This is a genomic window from Amycolatopsis sp. NPDC048633, assembly GCF_040650695.1.
Lineage (GTDB): Bacteria > Actinomycetota > Actinomycetes > Mycobacteriales > Pseudonocardiaceae > Amycolatopsis.
Genome location: NZ_JBEZHS010000006.1, coordinates 93400 through 117545, shown reverse-complemented (window position 1 = coordinate 117545; position 24146 = coordinate 93400). Strand labels below are relative to the sequence as shown.

The following is a 24146-nucleotide window of genomic DNA, read 5'->3' as shown; positions in this document are numbered from 1 at the left end:
TAACTATCTAAGCGCTGCGCGGCTCTCTTTCCTCCCCTCCAAAACCGCAGGTAGGTGGATACAGATGAAAGCGCTTCACTTTTCCCGGCTGGCTGCCCTGACGGCGGCCGCGGCCCTCCCGATCGCCCTCGCCGCCCCGGCTTCGGCGGCCACCACCATCGCCTTCGACTGCCAGGCCGACGCGCCGATCATCGGGCCGCAGCAGGTGTCGCTCAACCAGGACGCCGACGTCACCGCGCCCGCCACGGTCGCGCCCGGCGGCGCGTTCGACGTGGTCATCGACCCGGCGCCGAACGAGGTGCCGGGCGAGGTCAGCGGGAACACCGTCAAGAACATCAACACGTTCGCGCTGAAGTTCCCGATCCCCGCGAACTCCACCTTCGTCAGCGCGGACCTCGCGGGTGGCTCCGGCCTCGGCGACACCGCGCCGACGATCGCCGTCGCGGACGGCGTCGCGACCCTGAGCTTCCCCGGCCCGATCGCGGGCGGCGCCACGTTCGAGCTGCCGACCGTCACGGCCCACCTGACCGCGGGCCAGTCGGGCACGATCGAGACGAAGCTGTCCGGCACCAGCTACAGCGATCCCGGCCTGACGTTCAAGGCCGTGGCGGGCACCATCATCGGCGACATCACCGCGCCGACGGCCTGCTTCCCCAACCCCAGCCCGGTCTTCACCACGACGACGATCGGCTGACCGTCCGGGCCACCCCGTGGGCCTCACCCACGGGGTGGCCCGCGTAACACCGGTGACGTGCGGGGAATGTGCGAAGGTGTCGGTCATGGCTGACGAACTGGTGCACTACGACGTGGTGGGCGGCACCGCCACGATCACCCTGGACTCCCCCCACAACCGCAACGCGCTGTCGGCGCAGCTGCGCCGCGAACTGTCGTCCTCGCTCGCCACCGCGGCGGCCGACGACGCGGTGCGGGTGATCGTGCTGACCCACGCGGGCCCGGTGTTCTGCGCGGGGATGGACCTCAAGGAGGCTCGCGGCGCCGGCGCGGGCGACCAGGGCGTGAACGAGTTCCCGAAGATCCTCGAGCAGCTGTGGACCAGCCCGAAACCGGTGGTCGCCCGCCTGGCCGGCCCCGCCCGCGCCGGCGGCATCGGCATGGTGGCGGCGTGCGACATCGCGGTGGCGGTGCCGGAAGCGACGTTCGCCTTCTCGGAGGTCCGCATCGGCGTGGTCCCGGCGGTCATCTCGTTGACGGTCCTGCCGCGGTTGAACCCCCGCGCGGCGCACGAGCTGTTCCTGACGGGCGACACGTTCGACGCTCGTCGAGCTGTGGAGATCGGCCTGCTGAACTCGGCGGTGCCGTCTTCCGAGCTGGACGCCGAGGTGGCACGGTTCGTCAAGGCGTTGGCGGCGGGCGGGCCGAACGCGCTGGCGGAGACGAAGGCGCTGCTGAGCCGTCCCCGCCCGGCGACGCCGTCGGAAGGGTTCGAGGAGATGCTCGGGCTGTCGGCCAAGTTCTTCGCGAGTGAGGAAGGCCAGGAGGGCATCCTGGCCTTCGCCCAGAAGCGCAAGCCGAACTGGGTCCCGCAGGACTGAAGCGCCCCAATGTGGCCTTCGGTGCGTTCAACGCACCGAAGGGCCCCTTGGGTGCGTTCAACGCAACCAAGGCCATATTGGGACGCCGTTCAGGCGTCCGGCAGTACCACCGTGAGCCGCCACGAGCCGGCGCTGCGGCCGCTCGGCCCGAGTGCTCGCTGCGCGTCCGAGAGCACGCTGCGGATCGCCAGGTACGTCTTGGGTTCGGTCTTGCGCAACGCGTCCGAGCCCGGCCAGATCAGCACGTGCTCCCCCGGCGGCAGCCAGGACAGGTCGGTCAGGCAGTCGTACAGCGCGTCGAGGTTGTGGCCGAAGTAGTCCGGAAAGGACAGTGCCTCGGCGAACGCGCTCAGCGTGCTGGCCTTGTCCACCGTGGGCCGCGAGTTCACCAGGTGCGGGTACGCGCCCCGTGAGAAAGCCTCTTCCGCGGCGGCCTTCGCCTGCTCCGAGTCGCTCATCGGACCGGGTCCACGACGACGAACGACGAGTAGTGGTCGCCGGTGTAGTAAACCTCGTGCGCCTGCCCGGTGATCAGCCGCCGGGCGCCGCGGTCGGCGCTGCCCGGGGTCTTCACCGTGTACTCGTGGTAGTAGCCGGACTTCTTGCCGGGCAACCGCTTCTCGCGGTTCTCGAACACGACGTCGTCGTTGCGCGGGTACGGGTACGGCCCGCCCTTTTCGATCAGCTTCCACGTGTCGCCGGCCTGCGCCGGCAAGGTCGACAGCGCCTTGACCGGCAGCCCGGAGTCCGTGCCGGGGACGGCCGCGGAGCCCTTCGGGGGCGCGCTCGCCGAGCTGCTCGGGGCGGGGGACACCGGCGAGTCGCCGCCGACGGCGTCCTTGACCAGCCAGCCCCCCAGCACCAGCACGAGGAGGCCGATCAGCGCGGCGGTGATCCGCCTTCGGTTGAACATGGTGCGCCAGCCTAAGACGGGGTGTCGGAGCGGTCGTCGTCACGCCCCGGAGCGAGCCAGTGGGCGAAGAGCCCGACGAGCTTGTCGAGCACCCACGCGGCGGCCAGGCACAGCGGCACGACGGCCACCATGACCAGCACGAACTGGACCGGGAACCAGGCCTGGGCGAGCCAGAGCTCAACCCCGTCCCACCAGTCGGCAAGCCCGTTGAACACGGTGTGAGCCTACGCGCGGTCTGCTGCCCCCGCGCCCCTGGGGCGGTACGTTGCCAAGCATGTTCGCCGTGTACGCGCAGGAACCCAACGCCGACAGCCCCCTGGACTCGCTCGTCGTCGGCGAGCGACCCGAACCCGACGTGCCGGACGGCTGGGTCCGGGTGCACGTCAAGGCCGCCAGCCTCAACATGCACGACCTCTGGACGCTGCGGGGTGTCGGGATCAAGCCCGAGCAGTTCCCGATGATCCTCGGCTGCGACGGCGCGGGGACCCTCGACGACGGCTCCGAGGTCGTGATCCACTCCGTGATCAACGCGCCGGGCTGGCAGGGCGACGACACCCTCGACCCGAAGCGGACGCTGCTCACCGAGAAGCATCAGGGCACCTTCGCCGACCAGGTCGTCGTGCCGGCGCGCAACGTCGTCCCGAAGCCGGCCGCGCTCAGCTTCGCCGAGGCCGCGACGATGGGCACGGCCTGGCTGACCGCCTACCGGATGCTCTTCGTGAAGTCGGGGCTGCGGCCGGGCCAGACGATGCTCGTGCAGGGCGCCTCCGGCGGCGTCTCGACGGCGCTGGTGCAGCTCGGCCGCGCGGCCGGGTTCCGGGTCTGGGTGACCGGGCGCAGCGAGGAGAAGCGCGCGCTCGCGTCGAGCCTCGGCGCCCACCAGACGTTCGAGTCCGGCGCGCGGCTGCCCGAGCGCGTCGACGCCGTGTTCGAGACCGTCGGCAAGGCGACCTGGTCACATTCGGTCAAATCACTCAAACCGGGCGGGATCATCGTGGTCTCCGGCTCGACCAGCGGTCCGGACGCGGGCGCGGAGCTGCAGCGTGTCTTCTTCCTCCAGCTGCGGGTCGCCGGGTCGACCATGGGCACCCGCGACGAGCTCTCGGACCTGCTCGCCTACCTGGACCTGACCGGGGTGCGGCCCCAGATCGGCGCCGAGCTGCCCTTCACCGAGGCCCCTAAGGGGTTCCAGGCGATGCTCGACGGCGACACCGCCGGCAAGATCGTTTTCACCCGTTAGAGGGCGCTGAGCTGGGCGGATCGTGTTGTTCCGCCCAGCACGGCATCTGGTGAATCCTTAACGTACTCAGTTCGAGATCTGGTCGTTAGCACCTGAATTCGACCGAAACCCAATGCTCGCAAGCTAATCTGTAGTCATGACCGCGACGAAGCGGCCTGCCTCGGCTGGACCGGGCGGCCGGTCCACCAGCGACCCGGACCCGATCCGGGTCTCCTTCCGGCGCTACGCCGGCGTCCGAACCCGCGTCCTGGAGGTCGGGGACCTCACCCCGGACCCGGACCTCCCCCGTCGCTCGCTGCGTCGCCGCGCGGCCACGCCCCACGTCCGGCCGAGCGCGCCGCGCCTGGTGCTGCTGCACGGTTACTGCGACAGCGCCGACACGTGGCGGCCCGCCCTGGAGCAGCTCGCGGCCGCCGGGATCCCGGCGATCGCGGTCGACCTGCCCGGGTTCGGGGACGCGCAGCCGCTGCGGCCCGGCCCGATGCTGCCGCAGCTCGACGCGTTCACCACCGCCGTCGTCCGCGAGCAGGCCGTGCTCGGCTCGGTCGTGCTGGCCGGCAACTCCCTCGGCGGCACCATGAGCCTGCGCGCGGCCCAGAACAGCCGTCTCCCGATCTCCGGCGTCGTCTCGATCGCCGCGCCGGGGTTCGTCGACTCGTGGCTGATCCGGGCCGTCGCCCGCTATCCGTTCCCCTTGCGGCTGTACTCGGCGCTGCCGGTCCCCGTGCCGGGCTTCCTGGTGCGCAAGGTCGCCGAGCAGGTCGTCCCGCGGCTGCTCTACGCCGACTCGGGCGCGGCCGACGCGCTGCAGGTGCAGCGCTTCACCGCGCTGTTCCCGGACTACCGCGCGACGAAGAACCGGCTGGAAGAAGCCCGGCAGCTCGTCGCGGAGCTGGCCGACGCCTACCGCCTCGAGTCGGTGAAGGTGCCGCTGCTGGTCGTCGCGTGCGGCAAGGACAAGCTCGTCACCGCCGCGTCCGGGCGGCAGCTGCACACGCTGGTGCCGCACAGCAGGCTGCTGGTCCGCGAGGACTGGGGGCACTGCCCGCAGCTGGACGACCCGGTGGAGATCGCGGAGCTGCTCACCTACTTCGCGGCGAGCGCGGTCCGGACCACCCAGGCCAAGCGGGCCGCGGCGACGGCGTCGGAGGCCGTGAGCGAAGACACCGCGGCAGGCTGAGCGGCTCACACTGTCTTCACTCGGAGTTGGCGGTAGGTTCCGGCGTTGGGTCCGTGATCCGGGCCCGTCCACCGCGACGTTCGGGAGAAGATGATGTCCGCTCCAGGAGGCTTGGGTTCCGGTTCCAGCTCCGGCATCTTCCGGCGCAAGCCGATCGACCAGATCCAGGACACCTCGGAAGCGGGTGGCCTGAAACGCACCCTCGGCTTGTGGCAGCTGACCGCCATCGGCATCGGCGGCATCATCGGCGCCGGGATCTTCGCCCTCGCCGGCAGCGTCGCGCACGGCGACGACTCGGCCGGCATCCCCGGTGTCGGCCCGGCCGTGCTGATCTCGTTCCTCATCGCCGGCATCGCGAGCGCGGCGGCCGCATTCTCCTACGCCGAGTTCGCGGGCCTGATCCCGAAGGCCGGTTCGGCCTACACGTACGGCTACGCGGTGCTCGGCGAAGTCGTCGGCTGGTTCATCGGCTGGGACCTGCTGCTCGAATACACCGCGATCGTGGCGGTGGTGGCGATCGGCATCTCCGGCTACTTCAGCTTCCTGCTCGGCCAGCTCGGCCTCGACCTGCCCGCCTGGATGCTCGGCGCACCCGGCACCGGACCCGGCCACAAGGTCGATCTCTTCGCCATGCTGCTGTGCCTGCTGATCGCCTACCTGCTCAACCGCGGCATCCGCAGCGCCGCCCGGTTCGAGACGGTGATGGTCGGGATCAAGGTCCTGATCGTGCTGGTGGTCATCCTGGTCGGCTTCTTCTACGTCAAGACGGGCAACTACACGCCGTTCGCCCCGGCCGGCTTCGGCGGCGCGGTGACCGGCGCGGCAACAGTCTTCTTCGCCGTCTTCGGCTACGACGCCATGAGCACCGCCGCGGAGGAGTCCAAGGACGCGCAGCGGCACATGCCCAAGGCGATCCTCTACTCGCTGGCCATCTCGATGGTGCTGTACGTGCTGGCCTGCCTGGTGCTGACCGGCATGCAGAAGTACACCGAGATCGACCCGAAGAGCGGCTTCTCGACGGCGTTCAAGTCGGTCGGCCTCGACGGGCTGGCCACCGTGATCGCGATCGGCGCGATCGTCGGCATCCTCACCGTGCTGTTCACGTTCCTGATGGGCGCCACCCGCGTCGGCTACTCGATGAGCCGCGACGGCCTGCTCCCGGCGTGGTTCGGCAAGACGAACGAGAAGCGCCAGGTGCCGAGCCGGATGACGTGGATCCTCGGCGGCGCGTCCGCGATCATCGCCGGGGTGCTGCCGATCGGCGAGGCCGCGGAGCTGACGAACATCGGCATCCTGCTCGCGTTCGTCGTCGTCTGCGTCGCGGTGATCGTGCTGCGCTACAAGCAGCCGAACCTGAAGCGGACGTTCAAGACGCCGGGCATGCCGGTGGTGCCCGCGATCGGCATCGTGTTCTCGATCTGGCTGATCACGTTCCTGCAGCCGGAGACCTGGATCCGGTTCGCGATCTGGTTCGCCATCGGCATGGTCATCTACTTCCTCTACAGCCGGCGGCACTCGCTGCTGAACCGCGTGCCCGGTGAGGTCGAAAAGACGGACTAGCGGATCCGGTCGAGGCGGGCGGCGGCGTCGCGCGCCTCGACCTTCAGCCGCTCGAGGATGACGGCGGCCGACGCGTCGTAGGCGAGCGGGTAGGTCTGGCCCGCCCACAGCGAGATCGCTTCCGGGTCACCGGCCTTCGCCGCCGCCTTGCGCACCGGCCCGGCGAGGCTGTTCAGCTGCGGGTAGGCCGCGGGCGCGCCCTCGGACAGCTCGTCCATGAACTTGTTGACCAGCCCGCGCGCCGGGCGGCCGCTGAAGGCCCGCGTGAACGCCGTCTCGCGCTCGGCGACGGCGAGCGCCTTGCGGTGGGCCTCGGACGTCCCGGCTTCGTCGGCGCGCAGGAAGACCGTGCCCAGCTGGGCGGCGACGGCTCCGGCGGCGAGCACGGCGGCGACGTCCGCGCCGTGCACCAGGCCGCCGGCCGCGATCAGCGGCAGCTCGACGTGGGCGGCGACGAGCCGCAGCAACGCGAGGACGCCGTACTCGGCGCCGCCACCGGGCCGGTTCGCGTCGTCGGTGAACAGGCTCCGGTGCCCGCCCGCTTCGAAGCCCTGCAGGACGAGCGCGTCGGCACCGAGGTCCGCGGCCCGCCGCGCGGCTTCCGGGGTGGTCACGGTGACGACGACCGCGCTGCCGGCTTCCTTGAGGCGCAGCACGTCCGACGGCGAAGGCGGCCCGAAGGTGAACGACACCACGGGAACGCGCTTCTCGAGCACGACGTCCAGCTTCGCGGGGTACGCATCGTCGTCCCACTTCGGTTCGCCGAGTTCGACGTCGTACTCGCGGGCGAACGCCTCGAGCCGCTCTCGGTGCGCGCTGATGTCGGCGCCGGTGTCGGGCTGCGGGACGAAGAGGTTGACGCCGAAGTCCCGGCCGGTCAGCTCGCGGGTGCGGTCGATCTGCGCGGCGAGCGCCGCCGGCGTGAGCATGCCGGCCGCGAGGAAGCCGAACCCGCCGGCCTCGGTGACCGCGGCGACCAGCTCGGGCGTGGTCGGGCCGCCCGCCATCGGGGCGGCGATGACCGGGAACGTCAGCTCGTCGAACATGCCCCGACCCTAACGGCCTCAGTCCGGCAGCAGCATGGTGTAGAGCTTCTTGATGCGGCCGTCCTCGACGAGGGCGACATCGATCCCCCGCGCGACCGGCGGCGCGCCCTCCGGGCCGAAAGCCCAGGCCAGGTGGCCCAGGTCGTGGTTGACCAGCACCGGACCGGCCGCGGCGAACACGAACCCCGGCGACTGGTCCAGCAGGCCCTTGGCCTTGGCGTCCAGCTCGCCGTGCCCGTTCGCCACCCCTTCGGGATCGGCGAACGTGACGTTGGCCGCGTAGGTCGCGGCGATCGCCTTCGCGCGTCGCTCGTCGTCACGTTCGTTGAAGACCTGGAGCAGGTTGGCTTCCATCAGCTCGGCCACCGTCGTCATCGCGCACCCCTTTTCTCTTTTCTCGACCGCCACATTACGTGAAACATCACGCAACCGGGATCAGGGGTGGTCCACCGGCCGGGGCAGGCTGCCGTGCTCGACGAGTGCGTCGTAGACCCGCTCCAGCGAGGTCGCCAGCCGCGCCATCTCGCCCGGCTCGAGCGCGTCCAGGAAGGCCTTGCGCACGAACTCGACGTGGTCCGGCGCGGCTTCGCGCAGCGCATCCCAGCCGGCCTCGGACAGCACGACGTCGACGGCCCGGCGATCCTCGGGATGGGCGCCGGTTTCCACCAGACCGCGCTCGCGCATCCGCTTCAGGTGGTGCGAAAGCCGGCTGCGCTCCCAGCCGATGCGGATCGCGAGGTCGGTGACCCGCATCCGGCCGCCGGGCTCGCTCGTCAGGGCGACCAGCACGTGGTAGTCGGCGAGCGAGATGCCACTGTCCGCCCGCAACTGCCGGTTCAGCTCGTACTCCAAGCGGAGGTGCACCTTCATGTACGCGTACCAGACGGCCGTCTCGCCGCCGGAAAGCAGCGCGAACGGCGATCCCGGCTCGAAGTCTTGCGGCACCACGCGAGCTTAACCACCCACTCTGGTCTAGACCATCGCCCCGGGAAATGCGACGATCCGGGCAGGTGCGACGGCGATGTCGTGCCCTTCCCGCCAGGAGGTCCCCGGTGAAGACTCCCTTCGCGCGGCGGCTCGGCCGCGCGCTCGCCGTACTGGCCCTGGTCGGCGCCAGTACGGCCGCCGCCCAGCTGGCGCCGGCCGCGGCGGCCACGCCCGCGCTGCAGTCGATCGTGCCCGTGCCGGTCTCGGTGACCCCGGCGGCCGGGGTCACCTTCCCGCTGGTCTCGACGACGAAGATCGTCACCGAAGCCGGGTCGGCGCCGGCCAAGGACGTCGGCACCTACCTGGCCGGCGTGCTGCGGCCGTCGACCGGCTTCGCGCTGCCGGTGTCCGACGCCCCGGCGTCCGTGCCGGCCGACAGCATCGCGCTGCTGCTGAGCGGCGCGCCCGCATCCGTCGGTACGCAGGGCTACCAGCTGGTCTCGACCGCGTCCTCGGTCACCCTGCGCGCCCAGACGGCCGACGGGCTTTTCGCGGGCGTCCAGACGCTGCGGCAGCTGCTGCCGGGCCGGGTCGAAAGCCCTTCGCTGCAGACGGGCCCGTGGACTGTCCCGGGCGCAACGATCGTGGACTACCCGCGCTTCGGCTACCGCGGCGCGATGCTCGACGTCGCGCGGCACTTCCACCCGGTGTCGACGGTCAAGCGGTACCTCGACCAGCTCGCCCAGTACAAGATCAACAACCTGCACCTGCACCTGGCCGACGACCAGGGCTGGCGCATCCAGATCGACAGCTGGCCCCGCCTGGCGACCTACGGCGGCAGCACGCAGGTCGGCGGCGGCGCGGGCGGCTACTACACGAAGGCGCAGTACACCGACATCGTGAACTACGCGGCCTCGCGCCACATCACGGTCATCCCGGAGATCGACATGCCGGGGCACGTGAACGCGGCGCTGGCGTCGTACGCGGAGCTGAACTGCAACGGGGTGGCGCCGGCGCTGAGGACGGACACGGCGGTCGGCTACAGCTCGCTGTGCATCTCGAAGGACATCACGTACACGTTCATCGCCGACGTCCTGCGCGAACTGGCGGCGCTGACCCCCGGCCCGTACCTCCACATCGGCGGCGACGAAGCCCAATCGACGTCGGCGGCGGACTACGTGACGTTCGTGAACAAGGTGCTCCCGCTGGTGGCGGCGACGGGCAAGTCGGTGGTGGGCTGGCACGACATCGCGAAGGCCACGTTGCCGGCTTCGGCGTCGCCGCAGTTCTGGGGGACGTCCACGTCGGACGCGGGCGTGTCGACGGCGGTCTCCCGGGGCAGCAAGGTGATCCTGTCGCCGGCGAACAAGGCGTACCTGGACATGAAGTACAACAGCTCGAGCCCGATCGGCCTGTCGTGGGCGGGGTACATCGAGGTCCAGGACGCGTACGGCTGGAACCCGGGGTCGTACCTGTCGGGCGTCGGCGAGTCCGCGGTCCGCGGGGTGGAGTCCCCGCTGTGGGCGGAAACGGTGACGAAGCCGGCGGACATCGACTACCTGGCGTTCCCCAGGTTGGCAGCGCACGCGGAGCTGGGCTGGTCCCCGTGGTCGACGCACGACTGGACGGCGTTCCGCACCCGGCTGGGCGCCCAGGCCCCGCGCTGGGTGGCGCAGTCGATCAACTTCTACCGGTCGTCGCAGGTTTCGTGGGACACGGGAGGGACGACGAACCCGGGCACGTGCGCGAACCCGGCCTGGAGCGCTTCGCAGGTGTACACGGGCGGGAACGTGGTGTCGCACAACGGCCACAAGTGGACGGCGGGCTGGTGGACGCAGGGCGAGGAGCCCGGAACAACGGGCCAGTGGGGAGTGTGGACCGACAACGGCGCTTGCTGAGTCCGGTGGCCGGGCCGGAACACAACACTAGTACTGCGCGGCATCGCCGTCCGGAAAAACCACTCGGGCGGCGAGGTCGTGGCGGTCGCGTTCCGCGAGCAGCCTCTTGAGAACGGTCAGTGCGCGCAAACGACCAGGTTCATCGATCGTCGTCAGCAGTTCGTCAAGCAGCACTCCCGCAGAGTCAGGGCCCTGCTCGGGCGCCAGAACTTCCTGCAGTTTCTTGAACTCGGTGGCGGTCTCCACGACTTGCTCTGGCTTGTCCTGGTTCTCCAGGAACCAAGCTGCTGTCGCGCGCAACGGGTCCAGGAGCAGCGTGCTCATCCGCTCTGTCCGCCGTGCGCGTTGCTCCTCCACCCAAGATCCGACCAGCTGATGACGAGCGGCTTCCTCCCGCGCGGCCACGGCGGCGACCAGTTCCGCGTCGGTGTCAATCGACACGCAGTGACCGCGAGCCATTACCCCCGTTTCCGGCACCTGCTCCCAGCGGTGGAGGTCGGCATTCAATCCGTAGCGGAGCCGCTCTTGAGCTGTCAAGGGATGGCGACGAGCCACGTCGTCAGCCCGCCTCGCAACACCGTGCAGCGCGATGTCCAGCAGGGCGGGCGGAGCCGGGGCGGCTCCGCCCCACCGGGCCTCGACAAAGACGGTGACGGTGAATCGCAGGCGACCGTCCACGCTCGGCAACGACAGCCCAGTGGTCGCAGCGACGGTCGACGGCTCCGGTATTGCCACGGCGGCGTGCTCCTCCGGTTCGTCTCGGCGTCGCCAACGTTTGCTTCGTACCGTCACGTGCTCACTCCGCTTGCAAGATGGGATCGACCTCGTCCAGCCGAGTCCACAGCTGGAACAGGACCTCATCCACGGGGTGATTACCGAGCGGTCCCAGGGGAATACCCTGGATCCTGCTTGCGAACTGCAACTGCGCGATCCGCCGCGGTTCGAACCGGGTCGCTTGGACGAGCGGCTCAACCATCAGAGGACGCCGCTCGGCCGGGGCAGCGGCCGCTGTGTAGATCCAGGTCCGCACGACCGGGCGAAGGTCCTCAGGGGGCAGCTTGTCGAGCGCCTGATTCCAGAAGGACGACGTCGTGTCGGCGTCCAGGTCGTCAAGCTGCTCCTTCAGCACGAAAGAAGCACTGGAAGACAGCAGTTGCAGCCGTGCCGGGGTCGCCTCATCAAACCACTCCGACAGGTAGCGCAGGAACCGGGCGCCGCCGAGGTTGGCGCCGATCCCGTGCACCGCCGTCCGGACCGCGTCCCGGACTTCCTCGTGCTCCGAGCCAGCGAGGTGCTTGAGGCGGGTCAACGCAATGCGGGGAAACTCGGTCCCGAGTTCGCCGCACACCTCGGCGGTAAGCAACTGCAGATCAATGTTGGCACCCTTGGACCAGCTGAGCAGTCGGTTACGGATCGGCGGTCCCAACGACGTGTCCGTGGCCGTTGTCATAAGCAAGCGTACCGCGATCGAACGCCGGTATCGTGACTCCGAGGTCTGGAGCGAGGTGGTCCCCTCCGAGCCCTTCGCCGTCCACTGCTCCGCGAGTTTGAGGGCGATCTGGTAGCCGGCTCCGACCGCCAGCTCTGCGCTGCGGTCCGCGATGCGTTCCAGATCTTCGCCCGTCAGATCCGCGAACTTCCGTGGTATCTCGCCGATCCACGACAGCATCGAGTCGTGAAGGCCACGGTGTTCCCGCCAAAAATGCTGGAGCACGTCGAAGCCGAAGCCAGGTTGCTGGAACTCCCGGGTTTCAGCGTCGAACGGTTCAATGTCAAGGTGCCGCAGCCGGGCGTAGGGACTCGGGCGGAGCAGCGGTACCCGCTCCTCCACTTTAAGCTTGTTCTTCTTCAGCATCGCGTCGGCGGCGTTCACAATATGCTCCGGCGCCGATCCTTCCAGCACCGCGACGGCCAGCAGCAGTGCGAGCCACTCCGAGTCGCCCGCCTCCTGGTGCTTCCCAATTTCCCCGCGCAGATCGATCTTCTGCCCGAGAAGAGAGTCGCGGAGCGCTTCGGCCGGGTCCTCTCCGCGACCTGCCCGTCGCTCGACGGTTTCGGCAAGCTCCTTCACCTGCGGTGGCCACATCCGTTCGAGACGAACCTGCGTCTCGGCGGTAGCGAGTCCCGCCGCATCGAGCACGGTCAAGTAACGCGTAAAGACCTCGACAGACGAAGGCTTTCCCAGCTCGTGCACTCGACCGGGGAGGCGTTCGCCGAACTTGCGGATCTGGTCGTGTGGAACGATAAGGATCAGGTAGCTTCGGTGCTGTTCGAGCTCGCGGGCGAATTCCACCAGCGCCCACTGCACCTGCTGGAGCTCACCGCCCGGACCGCGCATGTCCACGAGAACCACGGCACGCTCGTGGACACTCAGCATGTCTTCGGCCCTCAGCTGGAAATCTTCGTCGATGAGCTCCTCGCGGACAACAAGGTCCGGATCATTCCGCTGCAGCTCGTAGCCCAGCCGCAGGCCAGCCGCGAACTGGCCGGCATCGGCCTCGGGTGCGGAGAGGACCAGAAGCCGTTCATCGCGGAGGATTTCGAAGGCCGTCCGTGTACCCTCGGCCGCCTGCTCGGGCAGCAGCCCCGGAGGGCCGACGTACTTGTCTGCGAGTTGCCGGAGGGCCTCGCGGTCTTGAAGTCCGCGTCCCCGCCGCGGGCGGGTCTGGGCGCGGCTGCCCCATTCCAGGGCTTCTCCGCGCGCGTAGTAGTTCTCGATTCTCAATATGCTGAGGTCACGTCCGGCCGTCGCATTTTCACGTCCCGCGACTGAAGGGACTGTGAGAGCCAACGCGGCCGCTCGGACCTGCTGTGAAGCCAGGGGGGATGCAGCAGGAAGCGGCTCGAGCATGCCGAAGCTGTCGACGTCGGGTTCGCCGGTCACTGGCCTCACCGCTTCTGAGCGCTGTCGTCAGTGGCGGAGTGATGGCTGCTGGCCGGGCCGAAGTTGGCGTCAGCGCCAGTCAGGAAGGTGCCCGAGAAGTCCTGATTGTGCGTTGTCTGGTCCCTGCCAGCCGTAACGTTGTTGTCGCCAGTCACCGAGACGCCTCCGCTGACGTCTCGCACCGACCTCTGCTGAACATCGCCCGACACGTCGTGGCCGGCTTCGAAGTTCGTCTCCTGGTTGAGGTCATCCGTGTCCGGATCATCGACCCTGGGCGCTGCTGCTGGCGATTCGTCCGCTGTGCTCTCGTCGAACAGCAGGCCCGACCGGAGCAACTCGCCGGATGGGGCGGGGACGCGCAGGTACCCCACTTCCGAAAAGCCCTTTCCTGGTACCCGTAGTGACGTTTCGACGAATTCGCTCGGCCGGCGCACTGTCCGCCCTGCCGATACGACGTCCTTCATAACCGACTGCGAGACGGCGCTAGCCACGAACGTGACGACCGGGTCCGAGTGTTCGAGCAATGCCCTGACCTCCTGCGAGTCGGCCAGACGAACGGCGTTGACCATGACACTCCCAGCGGGCGAGTCGGTGACGCCGGCGTCAAAAGCGTGGACCGGCCCCAGGTCCACCGCGGCCCGCAGCCGGACCTCGATGCCGCGGCTGCGGAACCGGGGGGAGTTCAGGCGCAGTTCGACCTGGAGCGCGTCGAAGAACTTGTCGACTACGGCACTGAGCAGGTCACGACTGAAGCCGACGAGGTAGCCGTCTCCCCTAGGCGCGAGGAACTCGTTCTGCTGCCACAGATGTTCGACACGGGCGCGCATCGCGGCCTGCTGCATGATCTCCGGGAGCAAGGCGACGATGGCCTTCTGCTGGTCATTGTTGTATTTACTGAACTCACGGACATCGACTGCGAGCACTCCGACGTATCGTCCCACGGTCGTACTGTCTTCTTGGAGAATCGGCCCCACCACAGCTCCTCTAGTGTTTCGGTCACGGTGGGACCAAGGTTGCCTGCGATTCACTGACAGTTTGTCCAGAACTGGACACAGCGACGTATGCGATCTTCGTGAGGTTGGTGACCTCGACGCTCCCTCGCGCGATCCTGATCCATCCTGCGGCTTTCCATTCAGCCAAGACCGGTGTGATCGCCGAGCGGGCCAGCCCGAGGGCCGCAGCCAATTCCTCCTGGGACATCGCAATTGTCGTTGCTCGGGGATGGTCCGGACCTGCAGCCTTGATGACGGAGAGAAGCAAGGCCGCCAGCCGAGCCGGCGTGGTGCGATGGGCGAGTTGCCAGGCATGGGTCGCGCTTTCCCGCAACTTGCCGAGGATGTAGCTGTTCAACTGCTGCCCGAGCCCGAGGCGTTCGACGAATTCGTCGAACCGCTGGTCCGGCAGCTTAGAGGTGATGCCAGGCTCGATCGTCTGGACGGAGGTCGATCTGAAACCGCTGTCCGCAGTCGCCAGTTCACCGATCACGTCGCCAGGTCCACGGACTGCGAGCATGAGTTCACGACCGTCGGGCTCGGCGTAGACGACTTTGACTCTGCCGGACAGACACAAGTACACCCAACCGCCTGGAGCTCCTTGGTGTAGCAGATACTCTCGGGCTTGATGGTGCGCCCGGACACCCTGCTGCGCCAGCGTCGCCCAGGCCTGTGCCGGGACAAGCGCACGGAAACCACGTGGACGCGGGGACCGGCCGGGAGTGGGCATGACCTCATGTCTAGTCATCGACTAGCGGGAACGGAGCGGCACCGGCATGTGATCACTCGAATGTCCGGTCCGGTCGCAGGTGACCACCCGTAGCCGCTCACCGTGGGCCATCATCTTGAGGCTGTGTGGGTGAGGCCTCAGGCTGCGCCGCACGTCGCCAAAGGACCGGCGTAAGCGCGATGGGGTCAGTACACCTGTCTGACGCGGGGGGGGGTGCTTTCGCCGGTGGTGCAGCCATGGCACAGTGGTCCGGCGCCCGCGCGGCGACCTCGCAGGACTGTGCGGACGGTGAGCGCCGCACTCCACCTGGTGAAACCGGACCACCCGGTTCGCCCGGCGGGTTAGGTTGTGGCCATGAGCGTTGATCTGGAGCAGGTTCGCACCCTGTCGCTGCGGGAAAACGGCCTGGCCACCGTCGCCACGACGCGGGGCGATGGCACCATCCACTCCTCCGTCGTCAACGCCGGCGTCTTCGCGGACCCGGTGACCGGCGCCCCGGGCGTCGCGTACGTCGCCGTCGGACGGGCGCACAAGCTCGCGCTGCTGCGGCGAGCCGGGCACGCCACCGTGACCTTCCGCCGCGGCTGGAACTGGGTCTCCGTCACCGGCGCCACCCACCTCGTCGGGCCGGACGATCCCGACCCCGCCTTCGACGCCGCGGGCCTGCCGAAGCTCCTGCGCGACGTCTTCGTCGCCGCCACCGGCACCCACGACGACTGGGACCAGTACGACCGCGTGATGGCCGAAGAGCGGCGGGTCGCGGTGTTCGTGACGGCCGACCGGATCATCGGCAACCCCTGATCCGCCCGGCCCCAGGAGTCGTTCCGTTGTCCTCCACCCGTGTCACGACGCCCGTCAAGGTCCTCGTCGGCGTGCTCCTCGTCGCCGACGTCGGCTTCGGCGCGGCGCTCGTCTCCGGCCTGGTGCGTGACCTCTCGCCGTGGCTGGTCGGCGGCGCCTACGCGGCGACCGTGCTCATCGCCGTCGTGGCTTTCCGCGCCTCTCGCGCCCGCATGCTCAAGCGCGGCTTCGAGGGTCTGCAGGACCTCACCGTCGGCGACGAAGGCGTCCGCATCCCCGCGGGCACGCTCAGCACGCGAGTGGTGCCGTGGTCGCAGATCGCCGACGTCAACGTCCGCCGTTCGGCCCGCTTCGGCGACGGCTACCTGCGCGACGCGCTCTGGCTCGACCTGGTCACCGGCGGCGGCGTCGAGAGCTCGGTGCAGCGGTACGCACCCCGCGGCCGGCTCGCGCCCGCGCCACCGCAGAGGCGGCAGTTCGAGCAGACGGCGATCCTCGACCCGGCCCTGTTCGACGCGGTGGTCGACCGGCTCCGGAAGGAGCTGCGGAACCGGCAGCTGCACGCCCAGCTCCGCGGCACGCCCCGCATCCGCTGACTCGCGGTCAGCCGAGCCGGCCCAGCAGTTCTTTCGGCACGATCCGCACCGGGAACGGCCGCTCGGCCTCGAACGGTTCGTCACCGGCCGCCTTGCCGACCTGCTGGTAGTGGCCGTCTTCGTCCAGTTCGAACACGATGAGCGCGGGCTCGACCGGATCGATCACCCAGTAAGCGGCCACGCCCAGCCGCTCGTAGACCGCCTTCTTGGTGTTGAGGTCGTGGACCGCGGTGCTCGGCGACAGCACTTCGACGGCCAGTACCGGTGGCACCGGGAGATCCTTCTCCGTGAAGTCCTCGTCCCGGCCGACCAGAACGTCCGGCTGTAGCTCGATCTTGTCACCGTGATGTACCGCGAACGGCGCCCCGACGACGTAAAACTCGGGCGGGCACGCGGAGTCGAGCACACCATAGAGCCGGTACCCGATCGTCTGGTGTCTCAGACCAGGTGCGGGGGTCACGATGAGCACCCCGTCGATGAGTTCATATCGTCGGCCGCTGTCGGGCATCCCGTCGAGGTCGTGCACCGTCAGGGGGCCCGAATCGGCGGGATGCTCGATGTCTGCCATGACCGTCATGGTGCTCTCCTTTCGCTCTTCGCACCAGAGCACACCAGAGAGCACCGACAGAAACCGCATCGAACACGGGTTCGGCGCCCATATTCACGCGGAGGCGTGAATATGGGCGCCACTGTCACATCACTGCGACACTTATTTCTTGTTCTTGCCCGAGTCCTCAGTGGACAGTGCGGCGACGAAGGCCTCCTGCGGGACCTCGACCCGGCCCACGGTCTTCATTCGCTTCTTGCCTTCCTTCTGCTTCTCCAGCAGCTTGCGCTTCCGCGAAATGTCACCGCCGTAGCACTTGGCCAGAACGTCCTTGCGGATCGCGCGAATCGTTTCGCGGGCGATGATCCGGGCACCGATGGCCGCCTGGATGGGCACCTCGAAGTTCTGCCGCGGGATCAGCTCACGGAGCCGGTTCACCATGCGGTTGCCGTAGGCGTAGGCGTCGTCCTTGTGCACGATCGCGGAGAACGCGTCCACACCCTCGCCCTGCAACAGGATGTCCACCTTGACCAGGTCCGCCGCCTGCGTGCCGGCCTCTTCGTAGTCCAGCGACGCGTAGCCGCGCGTACGCGACTTCAGCGTGTCGAAGAAGTCGAAGATGATCTCGCCCAGCGGCAGGTTGTACCGCAGCTCGACCCGGTCCTCGGACAGGTAGTCCATGCCGAGCAGCTGGCCGCGCTTGTTCTGGCACAGCTCCATGATCGTGCCGATGAACTCCGACGGCGCCAGGATGCTGACCTTGCTGAGCGGCTCCAGCACCTTGTCGATCTTGCTGCCGGTCGGCCAGTCCGACGGGTTGGTGACGTGGATTTCCTTGCCGTCGTCCAGCACCACGTCGTAGACCACGTTGGGCGCGGTGGAAATCAGGTCGAGGCCGAACTCGCGCTCGAGCCGGTCGCGCGTGATCTCCAGGTGCAGCAGGCCGAGGAAGCCGCAGCGAAAGCCGAAGCCCAGCGCCACCGACGTCTCCGGCTCGTAGTCGAGCGCGGCGTCGTTGAGCTGGAGCTTGTCCAGCGCCTCGCGCAGCTCGGGGTAGTCGGAACCGTCCACCGGATACAGTCCGGAGTAGACCATCGGCTTCGGTTCGCGGTATCCCGCCAGTGCTTCCTTCGCGCCGTGGCGCTCGGACGTCACGGTGTCGCCGACCTTCGACTGGCGGACGTCCTTCACGCCGGTGATCAGGTAGCCGACCTCGCCGACGCCGAGTCCCTTGCTGGCCTTCGGTTCCGGCGAGATGATGCCGACTTCCAGGAGCTCGTGGGTGGCGCCGGTGGACATCATCTTGATGCGCTCGCGTGGCGTGATCTTGCCGTCGACGACCCGGATGTAGGTGACGACGCCGCGGTAGGTGTCGTACACCGAGTCGAAGATCATCGCGCGGGCCGGTGCGTCCGCGTCGCCCTGCGGCGCCGGGACCGACTTCACGACCTCGTCGAGCAGCGCGCCGACGCCGATGCCGGTCTTGGCCGAGACCCGCAGGACGTCGTCCGGCTCGCAGCCGATGATGTGGGCCAGCTCACCCGCGTACTTGTCGGGGTCGGCCGAGGGCAGGTCGATCTTGTTGAGCACCGGGATGATCTGGAGGTTGTTCTCCAGCGCGAGGTAGAGGTTGGCCAGCGTCTGCGCCTCGATCCCCTGCGCGGCGTCGACCAGCAGGACAGCGCCTTCGCACGCCTCCAGCGCCCGGGAGACCTCGTAGGTGAAGTCCACGTGGCCGGGGGTGTCGATCATGTGCAGGACGTGGTCCTGGCCGTCGACCTGCCAGGGCAGCCGGACGTTCTGGGCCTTGATGGTGATCCCGCGCTCGCGCTCGATGTCCATCCGGTCGAGGTACTGCGCGCGCATGGCCCGCTCTTCCACGACGCCGGTGAGCTGCAGCATGCGATCGGCCAGGGTGGACTTGCCGTGGTCGATGTGCGCGATGATGCAGAAGTTCCGGATGAGCTCCGGAGGCGTGAAGGTCGTGTCGGCGAACGTCGTCACTCGAATGAGTCCTCGGAAAGTCGGGGATGGCCACCTCTATGCTCCCATGGCGCTCCGGGTGCGGGTGGGGGTCATCCCCGATGCGAGCCCACGTGATCCGTGGTGCCCTCGAAGTATGAGCACTTCGCACCAGCCGGCACCACCTCCCCAGCCGGATCCAGGCGGCTTCGGCCGCGTCCTCGACCGTGCTTTCGGTCACCCTTCCGGAGCCCTCGGCCGCCTCGGCGGCTGGGTGATGGCGCGCGGCAACGCCGCCACCGAACACCGCATCGTCGACTTGGCCAAGATCGAACCGGACGAGACCGTCCTGGTCGTCGGACCCGGCCCCGGCGTCGGCCTGGACGCCGCCGCGCGGCTGGCCGGGCGCGTGATCGGCATCGACCCCTCGCCCGAAATGCTCGCGCTGTGTCACGAGCGGTGCGGCGACCGCGTCGAACTGCGCGAGGGGTCGGCGGCGCACACCGGCGAGCCCGACGAGTCCGTCGACGTGGTGCTGACCGTCAACAACGTCATGCTCTGGGACGACCGCGCGGCCGGGTTCGCCGAGCTGGTCCGGGTGCTGCGCCCCGGCGGACGCCTGCTGCTGTCCGCGCACGAGAAGGAGCTGCCCGTGAGCAGGCACGTCTTGGCCGACGAAGCCGCCGAAGCGGGCTTCGCCGACCTGCAGACCTGGACCTGGGAACCGCCCGGCTTCGCCGCGCTGGCCGCGCAGTTGCGCGCCGTCAAGCCCGCTTAGCGGGTGTCCGTGCGGATCGGGTGACCTTCGGGCACCTCGACCAGCACGATCCGCGTGCCGTCCGGATCGGCGATCCAGGCCTCGTCGAGGCCCCACGGCTCGCGCTGGGCGTCCCGCACCGGCTCCAGGCCCTTCGCCTTCAGGTCGGCCAGGGTGCCGGCGAGGTCCCGGACCTGCACCCAGAGCACCAGGTCGGGCGACGAACCCGTCTCGCCCCGGCCGGAGACCTCCAGGGAACCGTGGCCGAGGAAGAACACCGTCCCGCCGGGGAACTCACGCTCCACAGCCAGGCCGAGGGTGTCGCGGTAGAACGCCGTCGTCGCGTCGACGTCGCGCGGGCGGATCAGCAGCCGGCTCTTCAGGACTTCCATCCGACCATCCCTACCGGACGCGCTCAGGCGGCCGCAATCGCGGCGATGCCGGAGAGCACGATCACCGACCCGGCGAGCCGCCGCACGGCGTCACGCTCACCCAGCACCAGCCAGGCGGCGAGGCCGCCGAGCACGATGCTCAGCTCCCGGGCGGGCGCGACCAGGCTGACCGGCGCCATCGTGAGAGCGAACAGCACGAGGATGTACGCGATCGGCGAAAGCAGCCCGACGACCAGCACCTCGCGGCGCTGCTCGCGCCAGATCCGCGTCACCTCGGCGCGGCCGGCCAGGGCGCCGGGCACGAGCATCACGCTCTGCAGGACCGAGCCGAGGCCGAAGTAGACGACCGGGGGCACGCCCAGGCCGGTCACCGAGTGCGCGTCCCAGAGGGTGTAGCCGGCGATGAAGGCGCCGGTCAGGAGGCCGTAGACGATCCCGGCGCGGCGCCCCGCCACCGGGCCGTCCTTCCGGCCCGTGCTGATCACCAGCACTCCCGCGATGACCAGGAATGCGCCGACCAGGCCGAGCCAGCCGGGCCGTTCGCCGAGCACGAGGACGGCGGCGAGCACCGACAGCAGCGGCCCGGTGCCCCGCGCGACCGGGTAGACGACGGAGAGGTCGCCGACGCGATATCCGCGCTGCAGCACGATGCCGTAGGCGATGTGCAGCACCGACGTGACCACGGCCGCCACCAGCCAGCTCCACTGTGGACGTTGCGGCTCGACGACCAACAGCACCACCGTCACCGGCAGGAGCACGACCGCGGAAGCCGTGTAGTAGAGCCAGACGAACTGGGTGCCACCGGAGGAGATCCGCTTGGCGGCCAGGTTCCACGCGGCGTGCACGACGGCGGCGATGAGGACGAAGGACAGTGCGGTGGTGTTCATGGGACCCCTTACGGGTTTTCGCGCGCGCGAAAACCGGGTCCTCCAGGCTTTTGCCCCGTCAGATGAACGGCAAGTCTTCCGGACCCGCCGATGGTGCCGCTCGGACCAGGCCCACCGGTCCTGGTTGTGTGGTGCGGTGCGCGGACCGGCGACGGAACCCTAGGCACTACCGGCGTCCACCGTACTCCTGGTGATCGGCACCGCGCAGATCCCGGCGGCGGGGGTCGCGGGCCGGGCTGTTAAAGTTGTCGCTCGTTGCCGTGCGGCATTCCGTCATGGAGGAAACCCGCTCTTTCGAGCGGGGCCACTTGAGCGCGGCGGCGAATCTCACCCGAGTGAACCAGGAGTTGCCCTATGGCCAACATCAAGTCGCAGATCAAGCGCATCACGACGAACGAGAAGGCGCGTCTGCGCAACCAGGCGATCCGGTCCTCGGTGAAGACCGCGATCCGCAAGGTCCGCGAAGCCGCCGAGGCCGGCGACAAGGCCAAGGCCGTCGAGCTGCAGCGCGACGCCGCCCAGAAGCTGGACAAGGCCGTCTCGAAGGGCGTGCTCCACGCCAACCAGGCCGCCAACAAGAAGTCGGCGCTGGCGAAGCGCGTCAACGCGCTCTGAGCTGGTTGATTTCTGGGCTGTTGATTTTCCAAGAAGGCCCCGGCTCCGGCCGGGGCTTTCTTCATGCCCGGGGTCAGCGGTCGCCCTTGGCGGCCGCCACCTGGAGGACGGCGCGCTCCAGCGCGTAGCCCGGGTCGGCCGCCACGCCCTTGACCTCGGCGTTCAGCCTCGCCACGACCCGCATCGCCGTCGCCAGGCCGTCCTGGTTCCAGCCCCGGGACTGGCCCTGGGCCTTGCGGATCTTCCACGGCGGCATGCCCAGCTCGCCGGCCAGCTGGTTCGGGTTGCCCCGGCCCGCGCCCGAGACGCGGGCGATCGTGCGAACGGCGTCGGCCAGCGCGTCCGCGACCAGGACGTGTGGGACGCCCAGCTGCATCGCCCAGCGCAGCGACTCCAGCGCCGCCGAGCGGTCACCGCTCACGGCCTTCTCCGCCACCGCGAACCCGGTGACGTCGGCCCGGCCGCGGTGGTAGCGGTGGACCGCGTCCGCGTCGACGGTCCCGCCGGCGTCCGCCACCAGCTGCGTCGCCGCCGAGGAGAGTTCCCGCAGGTCGGAGCCCACTGCCTCGAGGAGCGCGGCGACCCCGGCCGCGTCGATCTTGCCGCCCACCCGGCGCACCTCGTGGCGGACGAACTGCTCCCGCTCGGCGGGCTTGGTCAGCTTCGGGCACTCGGTGATTTCGGCGCCGGCCTTCTTCAGCACGGCCGGCAGCGACTTGCCCGCCTTGCTGCGGCCGCCGCCGGTGTGCACGACGACCAGCACGATGCCGTCCGCCGGGTCCTTCAGGTAGGACGCCACGGCGTCGGCCAGCTCCTGCGAGATGTCCTGCGCCGACTCCAGGACGATCACGCGGCCTTCGCTGAACAGCGACGGGCTGACGAGTTCGGCCAGCTCGGGGGCTGTGAGATCGGACACCCGGACGCGGGTCAGCTCGGCCGTGGCGTCGATCGCGCGGGACGCGGTGAGCGCCTCACGGACGGCGCGCTCGATCAGCAGTTCTTCCTCACCCAGGACCAGGAGCAGCGGGGCCGGGGCGGTGGCTTGCGCGGTCACCCGAGGATCCTCTCACTTGCGGTGTCGTGCGCCCGCTCCGGTGATGTCGAGCGGGCACCGTGGCACGGCTCGAGCGTCATGTCGTACGGTGTCTTCGAGGCAGCGCTCGTTCTGGTGCGCGCCGACAACTGAATACCGCTCATCCAGAGGGGCAGAGGGAACGGCCCGACGAAGCCCCGGCAACCGGCGTACAGCCTGTCATCCCGCGATCGCGGGATAGCTGACGACCACGGTGCCAATTCCGGCCCGCTTCGGCGGGGCAGATGAGGAAGGAACCTCGCGATGACCGCAACCCTCGGCACGACCTCCACCACGAAGACCCCGGATCTCGGACCGGCCGTCGAACTGGTGTCGAAGGAAGAGGGCCACCGGCAGCCGCTCGCCCCCGAGTTCGTCTCCGCCGAAGACTTCTCGCCGCTCGAGGTCGCCTACGACTTCGGCCGCGTCCGCCGCGAAGACATCGAGGCCGGCCCCAAGAACATCTGGCGCTACAAGAAGCTCCTCCCGGTGCCGTCCAACGTCGAAGAGATCCCGAACACCGAGCCCGGCGCGACCCGGCTGATCCGCGCCGACCGCCTCGCCAAGGAGCTCGGCCTCAAGCGTCTGTGGGTCAAGGACGACACCGGCAACCCGACGCACTCGTTCAAGGACCGCGTCGTCGCCGTCGCGCTGGCCGCGGCCCGCGAGTTCGGGTTCGAGGTGCTCGCGTGTCCGTCGACCGGCAACCTGGCCAACGCGGTCGCCGCCGCGGCCGCCCGCGCGGGCTGGAAGTCGGTCGTGCTGATCCCGAAGACCCTCGAGCGCGCCAAGATCCTCACCACCGCGGTCTACGACGGCGACCTGATCGCCGTCGACGGCAACTACGACGACGTCAACCGCCTCGCCACCGAGCTCGCCGGTGAGCACCCGACGTGGGCGTTCGTGAACGTGAACGTCCGGCCGTACTACTCGGAAGGCTCGAAGACGCTGGCCTTCGAGGTCGCCGAGCAGCTCGGCTGGCGCATCCCGCCGCAGATCGTCGTGCCGATCGCCTCCGGTTCGCAATTGACCAAGGTGGACAAGGGTTTCCGCGAGCTGGGCCAGCTCGGTCTCGTGGACGCCAGCCCGTACAAGGTGTTCGGCGCGCAGGCCACCGGTTGCTCGCCGGTGTCGGCCGCGTTCCGCGCCGGCCAGGACGTGGTCCAGCCGGTGAAGCCGGACACGATCGCCCGCTCGCTGGCGATCGGCAACCCGGCCGACGGCCCGTACGTGCTCGACATCGTCAACCGCACCGGCGGCGCGATCGAGGACGTCAGCGACGAAGAGGTCGTCGAAGGCATCCGGCTGCTGGCCCGCACCGAAGGCATCTTCACCGAGACCGCCGGCGGGGTCACCGTCGCGACGGCGAAGAAGCTGATCGAGTCGGGCAAGCTGGACCCGGAAGCCGAGACGGTGCTGCTGATCACCGGCGACGGCCTCAAGACCCTCGACGCGATCGAGAACCACGTCGGCCCCAAGGCGACGGTCCCGGCTTCCGCCGCGGCCGTGAACGAGGCGCTCGGCTACTGACATCCGCGCACCGGGGCGGGCCCACCTGGCTCGCCCCGGTGAGTGCCTCCTTCCGGGCTGTTGT

The 24146-nt window shown here is 69.2% G+C and carries 26 protein-coding genes and 1 riboswitch; of the genes, 11 read left to right on the top strand and 15 right to left on the bottom strand.

Annotated elements, in window-relative coordinates; all coding sequences use genetic code 11:
• The first annotated feature begins 64 nt into the window (after nt 1-64).
• On the top strand, nt 65-694 hold the full coding sequence (locus AB0C38_RS14810) for a cyclase (RefSeq protein ID WP_360672245.1): 630 nt from the start codon (nt 65-67) through the stop codon (nt 692-694).
• Nucleotides 695-779: 85 nt separating this feature from the next.
• Nucleotides 780-1553: an enoyl-CoA hydratase family protein gene (locus AB0C38_RS14805; RefSeq protein WP_360672242.1), complete on the top strand. Its 774-nt coding sequence runs from the start codon at nt 780-782 to the stop codon at nt 1551-1553.
• 89 nt (nt 1554-1642) lie between these two features.
• Here AB0C38_RS14805 and AB0C38_RS14800 read toward each other — a convergent pair whose 3' ends face one another.
• The 3 genes from AB0C38_RS14800 to AB0C38_RS14790 are packed head-to-tail and all read right to left on the bottom strand — an operon-like array spanning nt 1643 to nt 2681.
• Nucleotides 1643-2011 (bottom strand): barstar family protein, encoded by a 369-nt coding sequence (locus tag AB0C38_RS14800; protein ID WP_360672239.1) that lies wholly within the window; start codon nt 2009-2011, stop codon nt 1643-1645.
• Nucleotides 2008-2466 (bottom strand): ribonuclease domain-containing protein, encoded by a 459-nt coding sequence (locus AB0C38_RS14795; protein ID WP_360672236.1) that lies wholly within the window; start codon nt 2464-2466, stop codon nt 2008-2010. Before AB0C38_RS14795 ends, AB0C38_RS14800 begins: the two co-directional genes overlap by 4 nt.
• Before the next feature lie 11 nt (nt 2467-2477).
• Nucleotides 2478-2681 carry a hypothetical protein gene (locus AB0C38_RS14790; RefSeq protein WP_360672233.1) on the bottom strand — a complete coding sequence of 68 codons (204 nt, stop codon included), beginning with the start codon at nt 2679-2681 and terminating at the stop codon, nt 2478-2480.
• Between the two features lie 59 nt (nt 2682-2740).
• Here AB0C38_RS14790 and AB0C38_RS14785 point away from each other — a divergent pair, with 59 nt between their 5' ends.
• From AB0C38_RS14785 to AB0C38_RS14775, 3 genes are all read left to right on the top strand, one after another.
• Nucleotides 2741-3706: a zinc-binding dehydrogenase gene (locus AB0C38_RS14785; RefSeq protein ID WP_360672230.1), complete on the top strand. Its 966-nt coding sequence runs from the start codon at nt 2741-2743 to the stop codon at nt 3704-3706.
• Nucleotides 3707-3842: 136 nt separating this feature from the next.
• Complete coding sequence (locus AB0C38_RS14780; RefSeq protein WP_360672227.1) at nt 3843-4886, top strand: alpha/beta hydrolase; 1044 nt, start codon at nt 3843-3845, stop codon at nt 4884-4886.
• A gap of 93 nt (nt 4887-4979) precedes the next feature.
• Nucleotides 4980-6446: an amino acid permease gene (locus tag AB0C38_RS14775; RefSeq protein ID WP_360672224.1), complete on the top strand. Its 1467-nt coding sequence runs from the start codon at nt 4980-4982 to the stop codon at nt 6444-6446.
• On the opposite strand, the gene AB0C38_RS14770 is transcribed toward AB0C38_RS14775, so the two are convergent.
• Genes AB0C38_RS14770 through AB0C38_RS14760 form a run of 3 tightly spaced genes read right to left on the bottom strand, consistent with a single transcriptional unit; the run spans nt 6443 to nt 8437 of the window.
• Complete coding sequence (locus tag AB0C38_RS14770; RefSeq protein WP_360672221.1) at nt 6443-7492, bottom strand: nitronate monooxygenase; 1050 nt, start codon at nt 7490-7492, stop codon at nt 6443-6445. The two genes, AB0C38_RS14775 and AB0C38_RS14770, sit on opposite strands and share 4 nt — an antisense overlap.
• A gap of 18 nt (nt 7493-7510) precedes the next feature.
• Nucleotides 7511-7867, bottom strand: coding sequence for a nuclear transport factor 2 family protein (locus AB0C38_RS14765; protein WP_360672218.1), 357 nt, complete (start codon nt 7865-7867; stop codon nt 7511-7513).
• A gap of 60 nt (nt 7868-7927) precedes the next feature.
• Entirely contained in the window at nt 7928-8437 is a 510-nt protein-coding gene (locus AB0C38_RS14760) for a MarR family winged helix-turn-helix transcriptional regulator (RefSeq protein WP_360672215.1), read from the bottom strand.
• Nucleotides 8438-8544: 107 nt separating this feature from the next.
• Between AB0C38_RS14760 and AB0C38_RS14755 the strand changes: the two genes are divergently transcribed.
• Nucleotides 8545-10317 (top strand): family 20 glycosylhydrolase, encoded by a 1773-nt coding sequence (locus tag AB0C38_RS14755; RefSeq protein WP_360672212.1) that lies wholly within the window; start codon nt 8545-8547, stop codon nt 10315-10317.
• A 27-nt stretch (nt 10318-10344) separates the two neighbouring features.
• On the opposite strand, the gene AB0C38_RS14750 is transcribed toward AB0C38_RS14755, so the two are convergent.
• The 4 genes from AB0C38_RS14750 to AB0C38_RS14735 all read right to left on the bottom strand — a co-directional run bounded on the left by AB0C38_RS14750 (nt 10345) and on the right by AB0C38_RS14735 (nt 14923).
• A complete protein-coding gene (locus AB0C38_RS14750; protein WP_360672209.1) occupies nt 10345-10995 on the bottom strand; it encodes a hypothetical protein in 651 nt (216 codons plus the stop codon).
• Between the two features lie 118 nt (nt 10996-11113).
• Nucleotides 11114-13201, bottom strand: coding sequence for a hypothetical protein (locus tag AB0C38_RS14745; RefSeq protein ID WP_360672206.1), 2088 nt, complete (start codon nt 13199-13201; stop codon nt 11114-11116).
• 5 nt (nt 13202-13206) lie between these two features.
• Nucleotides 13207-14175 carry a hypothetical protein gene (locus AB0C38_RS14740; protein WP_360672204.1) on the bottom strand — a complete coding sequence of 323 codons (969 nt, stop codon included), beginning with the start codon at nt 14173-14175 and terminating at the stop codon, nt 13207-13209.
• Between the two features lie 22 nt (nt 14176-14197).
• A complete protein-coding gene (locus AB0C38_RS14735; protein WP_360672201.1) occupies nt 14198-14923 on the bottom strand; it encodes a Crp/Fnr family transcriptional regulator in 726 nt (241 codons plus the stop codon).
• 354 nt (nt 14924-15277) lie between these two features.
• Between AB0C38_RS14735 and AB0C38_RS14730 the strand changes: the two genes are divergently transcribed.
• On the top strand, nt 15278-15724 hold the full coding sequence (locus AB0C38_RS14730; RefSeq protein ID WP_360672198.1) for a pyridoxamine 5'-phosphate oxidase family protein: 447 nt from the start codon (nt 15278-15280) through the stop codon (nt 15722-15724).
• A gap of 26 nt (nt 15725-15750) precedes the next feature.
• Nucleotides 15751-16320: a PH domain-containing protein gene (locus tag AB0C38_RS14725; RefSeq protein WP_360672195.1), complete on the top strand. Its 570-nt coding sequence runs from the start codon at nt 15751-15753 to the stop codon at nt 16318-16320.
• A 7-nt stretch (nt 16321-16327) separates the two neighbouring features.
• Here AB0C38_RS14725 and AB0C38_RS14720 read toward each other — a convergent pair whose 3' ends face one another.
• Complete coding sequence (locus tag AB0C38_RS14720) at nt 16328-16897, bottom strand: Uma2 family endonuclease (RefSeq protein ID WP_360672192.1); 570 nt, start codon at nt 16895-16897, stop codon at nt 16328-16330.
• Nucleotides 16898-17029: 132 nt separating this feature from the next.
• On the bottom strand, nt 17030-18871 hold the full coding sequence (gene lepA / locus AB0C38_RS14715) for a translation elongation factor 4 (protein ID WP_360672189.1): 1842 nt from the start codon (nt 18869-18871) through the stop codon (nt 17030-17032).
• A gap of 115 nt (nt 18872-18986) precedes the next feature.
• Here lepA and AB0C38_RS14710 point away from each other — a divergent pair, with 115 nt between their 5' ends.
• The gene (locus AB0C38_RS14710; RefSeq protein ID WP_360672186.1) at nt 18987-19607 is read left to right on the top strand and encodes a class I SAM-dependent methyltransferase; all 621 of its coding nucleotides are present in this window, start codon (nt 18987-18989) and stop codon (nt 19605-19607) included.
• Here AB0C38_RS14710 and AB0C38_RS14705 read toward each other — a convergent pair.
• Both AB0C38_RS14705 and AB0C38_RS14700 read right to left on the bottom strand, forming a co-directional pair.
• Entirely contained in the window at nt 19604-19978 is a 375-nt protein-coding gene (locus AB0C38_RS14705; RefSeq protein ID WP_360672184.1) for a VOC family protein, read from the bottom strand. The two genes, AB0C38_RS14710 and AB0C38_RS14705, sit on opposite strands and share 4 nt — an antisense overlap.
• Nucleotides 19979-20001: 23 nt before the next feature.
• A complete protein-coding gene (locus tag AB0C38_RS14700) occupies nt 20002-20865 on the bottom strand; it encodes a DMT family transporter (protein WP_360672181.1) in 864 nt (287 codons plus the stop codon).
• Nucleotides 20866-21219: 354 nt separating this feature from the next.
• Between AB0C38_RS14700 and rpsT the strand changes: the two genes are divergently transcribed.
• Nucleotides 21220-21480 (top strand): 30S ribosomal protein S20, encoded by a 261-nt coding sequence (rpsT, locus tag AB0C38_RS14695; protein WP_360672178.1) that lies wholly within the window; start codon nt 21220-21222, stop codon nt 21478-21480.
• 73 nt (nt 21481-21553) lie between these two features.
• Here the strand turns inward: rpsT and holA are convergent, their stop codons facing one another.
• On the bottom strand, nt 21554-22534 hold the full coding sequence (holA, locus tag AB0C38_RS14690) for a DNA polymerase III subunit delta (protein WP_360672175.1): 981 nt from the start codon (nt 22532-22534) through the stop codon (nt 21554-21556).
• Between the two features lie 136 nt (nt 22535-22670).
• A riboswitch (SAM riboswitch) is annotated at nt 22671-22804 on the top strand.
• 12 nt (nt 22805-22816) lie between these two features.
• Here holA and thrC point away from each other — a divergent pair.
• Entirely contained in the window at nt 22817-24082 is a 1266-nt protein-coding gene (thrC, locus tag AB0C38_RS14685; RefSeq protein ID WP_360672172.1) for a threonine synthase, read from the top strand.
• Nucleotides 24083-24146: the final 64 nt, after the last annotated feature.